The organism is Mailhella massiliensis (genome assembly GCF_020741395.1).
Classification (GTDB): Bacteria; Desulfobacterota; Desulfovibrionia; order Desulfovibrionales; family Desulfovibrionaceae; genus Mailhella; species Mailhella massiliensis_A.
This window is the reverse complement of sequence record NZ_DYZA01000214.1, coordinates 1-3,768: the sequence shown is the minus strand read 5'-3', so window position 1 is coordinate 3,768 and position 3,768 is coordinate 1. Positions and strand designations below refer to the sequence as shown.

The 3,768-nt window shown below is 62.9% G+C and carries 4 protein-coding genes; 1 reads left to right on the top strand and 3 read right to left on the bottom strand.

The genetic code is table 11. The annotated features are described in order from the left end of the window. On the bottom strand, nucleotides 1-611 hold a 611-nt coding region (locus K8W16_RS10505), incomplete at its 3' end, for an ATP-dependent metallopeptidase FtsH/Yme1/Tma family protein (RefSeq protein WP_304123446.1). A 664-nt stretch (nucleotides 612-1,275) separates the two neighbouring features. On the opposite strand from K8W16_RS10505, the gene K8W16_RS10500 reads away from it, so the two are divergent. Further along, nucleotides 1,276-2,064, top strand: coding sequence for an amidohydrolase family protein (locus K8W16_RS10500; RefSeq protein WP_304123443.1), 789 nt, complete (start codon nucleotides 1,276-1,278; stop codon nucleotides 2,062-2,064). Between the two features lie 462 nt (nucleotides 2,065-2,526). On the opposite strand, the gene K8W16_RS10495 is transcribed toward K8W16_RS10500, so the two are convergent. Together K8W16_RS10495 and K8W16_RS10490 are read right to left on the bottom strand one after the other, a co-directional pair. After that, nucleotides 2,527-3,099, bottom strand: coding sequence for a membrane integrity-associated transporter subunit PqiC (locus K8W16_RS10495; protein ID WP_304123440.1), 573 nt, complete (start codon nucleotides 3,097-3,099; stop codon nucleotides 2,527-2,529). Further along, on the bottom strand, nucleotides 3,099-3,768 hold a 670-nt coding region (locus K8W16_RS10490), incomplete at its 5' end, for a hypothetical protein (RefSeq protein WP_304123437.1). The genes K8W16_RS10490 and K8W16_RS10495, both read right to left, overlap by 1 nt.

Below are 3,768 nucleotides of genomic sequence, written 5' to 3'. Positions count from 1 at the left end.
AGCAGCGTCTTGCCGGTGCCGGGAGGCCCGACGAGCAGCACGCCCTTGGGGATGCGGCCGCCGAGGCGCGTGAACTTGCGCGGGTTGGAGAGAAATTCCACCACTTCCGCAAGCTCTTCCTTGGCTTCGTCCACGCCCGCCACGTCGGCGAAGGTGACCTTGCCCACCTGGTTCTGATCCTGCATGCGCGCGCGGGAACGGCCGAAGGACATGGCCTTGCCGCCTCCTCCCTGCATCTGCCTTGCAAAGAAGATCCATACGCCGATGAGCAGCAGCATGGGGAACCAGGAGATGAACACCGACATGGCGAGCGGAGTTTCCTCGGGCTTTTTCACGTCGATGAGGATGTTTTTGTCCTTGAGGCTCTGGATGAGGTTCGGGTCGTTGGGGGCGTAGGTGGAGTAGGTGCGGCCGTCGTGCGTGCTCACGGTGATGTTGCGGTCCTCAATGACTACCTGACCCACTTCGCCGTTTTCCACCTGCGAAAGGAAAGTGCTGTAGGCGACGGAATGTTGCGTGCCGCCCCCCGGTTCATTGAACATGCTGAAGAGGGAGATCATGGCAACGGCAATGATACTCCACAGCAGAATATTGCGGGAAAACTGGTTCAAAGCTGCCTCCATGGCTGCTTATGATGACTCACTCAAACGGAGAAAGGCCCGGCTCGGGCCGGGCGGCCACAGGTGAAACGGCAGGCTCCGCCGGAGGCTTGTCGCCACCCCCGCCGTTTTTTTATACTTGTAATGCCAGTTCTCGACTTTGACAATGATGCTGCACCCTCTTTTTCTCTGGAGAATATTTTTTCTGCAAGAATCGTGCCGCAGCGGCATTTCCCTGCCCGTCCGCCTGTGCCGGCCCTGAGGAAAGGTGCGGGCCGCGCGGGAGGTTTTTTCGTCTTCCGCAGGCGGAAAGCTGCCGGGAAGGCGCCGGGAGGTTTTTTTTAGTGCGGGCAGGGTACGGCAGGGAAGAGGGCGGGGAATGAAAGGGAAAGTACGGGGCCTTCGGTTTTTCCCGCAGGGGCATGGGAAAGGGCGAGCACTTATCCGGCAAGACGGCCTCCCTATTTTCTTCCCCCCTGCATGGGAAAGGGGCCGGGGCAGTCCATCCCCCGAGGGGGGAGGGGGCGAGCAGTCTTTCCCTGTCCGTCTTTTTCCGGCAAGGCCTTGCCATTGCCGCCGCCCTGGGCTAGCATCCCCCGCAGGGGGCGGAAGCCTCTGCGTTTTTTCCCGTTTTTCTGTCCGGCCCCGGCCGGGCGCTTTCCCGTCGGTCCCCAGCATGTTCGTCGATTTCCATACCCATGTTTTCCACCCCCGCATCGCCGAAAAGGCGAAAATGAAGCTTGCGGAGCACTACAGGCTCTTCTGCCGCTGCAAGGGCACGCCGGAAGATCTGCTCCTTCGCGCGGGGCGCGCGGGCATCGATCACTGCGTGGCGCTGTGCGCGGCCACGAGCGCGCTTCAGGTGCGGCCCTGCAACGCCTACGCCTGCTATCTGCAGAACAATTATCCCCGCATCACGGCCTTCGGCTCCCTGCACCCCGACTGTGCGGACTGGAAGAAGGAGCTCGACAAACTGCGCGCCTCCGGCGTGCGCGGCATCAAGCTGCATCCGGATTTCCAGCATTTCCGGCTGGACGACAAAAGGCTTTTCCCCATGTTCGAGGAGGCACAGAAAGATTTTATCTTTCTTATCCATATAGGCGATTCCCTGCCGCCGGAAGAGAACCCTTCCTGCCCCTACAAAATGGCCGCCATTCTGGACGCCTTCCCCCGCCTCAACGTCATAGCCGCCCATCTCGGCGGGTTCCGGCAGTGGAAGTATGCCCTGGACGCCCTTGCCGGGCGCGATGTGTGGATGGATACCTCCTCCTGCATGAAGGAGATTCCCGGCGACGTGCTGCGGGCTATCCTGAAGAAGCACCCGCGCGAGCGCCTGGTGTTCGGGACCGACTATCCCATCATGGATCCGCAGGATGAAATCGACGCCCTCCAGCGCAGGACGCGCTTTTCCGACGCGGAGGTCGACGAGATACTCGGCAACGGCACCCATCTTCTCTTCGGCTAGGGCCGGAGAGGGCTTTTCCGGGACGACGCGGCCCGGAAAAGCGGGGCGGCCCGGATTTTTCTCACGCACGGGGCGGGCTTCTCCTGCATGTGCCGAATCCGCGCACGCCTGCGATGTTTCCGCACGCGCGGGGATTTCTTCTATGCGGTGAAGTTACCCTTATCAGCAAGTAAGCTTTTCCCGCACGCGGGCGCCTTTTCCGAGTTTTAGCAGGTGTTGAGGTCAGTCCGCTTCCGGTTCCTGGAGAGCGTGCCCTTCTCCGGCTGCCGCCGGGCTGCGGGGCCTTTTTGTGTGAGCTCGGCGGAAGGTTCCGGTGCCCCGCGCGCTTTTCCCCGGCGGGGCTGTCCCGGCATGAAAAAGCCGGTCCTTGTGCCCTTTCGGGGCAGGGACCGGCAGAATGTCGTTTTGCCTTTGGGGAGTCGCGGTTCCGGCGTCCGGCTTGCACAGGCCTCGCAGGGGCCTTCAGCGCAGCTTCGGGGCGAGTTCGTCCGCAAAGTCCCTGAGCAGGAGGGACTGGGCGTCCACCATGGTCTTGAGGCTGTCGCCTGCGGCGCGGCTTTTCAGCACATGGCCGGACATGAGTACCTCGCCGTCCTTCTGCAGCGTCCATACCACGTCGAGCACCACGTCGCCCCCCAGGGGGCCGTCGAAGCGGCGCACGTCGAGCATGAGCTTTTTGTCCACCTTGGTGCCCGTGCGCAGGCTCACGGCGGAGACGCCCCGCGCGGAGAAATTGTCGCACATCACGCGGGAAATGCCCATGGAAAGCGCCTCACCCCAGCGGTCGAATTCATGGATATCGAGGTTCACGCCGTCTTTTTCGCGCAGCACTATCTGCGGCCGGGTAAGGTAGCCTGGCAGCATCACGGGAATGACGCCGATATCCGGTGCGCCCGGGGCCGTGACTGAGGGCGCGGGCGCGGAAGGAGCGAGGGGCGTGAGAACATAGTAGCGCACTTCGGGGAAGGACTGGGAGGGCAGGGTGCAGCCCGCGAGGAGCGCGGAGAGGGCGAGGGCGGAGAAGAGGGCTTTCATTACTGGTTCCTCCCGAAGATGAGGGCGTTGGGCTTGATTTCCAGCAGGGTTGCCAGCTCGGAAAGGGCCTGCGCCGCCCTGCGGAGGGAGAGCATGGTTTCGCTGAATTCCAGGACGGGCGCGGAATCCTCGCTGAAGAGGCTGCCTGCCGTGTCGGCGCTTTTGCGTATGCCGCGCATGGCGCCCTGGGCTTCCTGCATGACTTTGTCCGAGGTGCCGGCAAGGGTGTTGATACTCTCCAGCGTATGGTTCACGCGGGAGAGGGTGGCGCGTATGTCTTTTTCCATGGAAGAGGCGAGGCGGCTGTAGGCCTGGAGCGTGCCGCCCGCGCTTTCCTGGAGCGAGCCGAAGCGCCGCACTTCCTCGCGCACGGCGTCGCTCGTGTCGCGCAGGCTGGCCACGAGTCCGGAAAGGTCGAGAGCGCCTATCTGGTCGCTCATTTTCTGCACGCTGCCCACCACGTCGTAGAGAATTTCCTGAATGGGGATATCCTTCAGGGTGTTGAGCGCCGCATCCAGGGAAGAGAGCCTGGTGGGGATCTGCGGGGAGCCTTTGTAGGGCACGAGGGAGGCCGGATCCACCGGTTCGGCTTTGGGCGTGATTTCCAGTTCCACGCAGAGCTGCCCGGTGAGTATGCTGGCGATGCCGAGCTTGCCGCGCAGGCCCGCT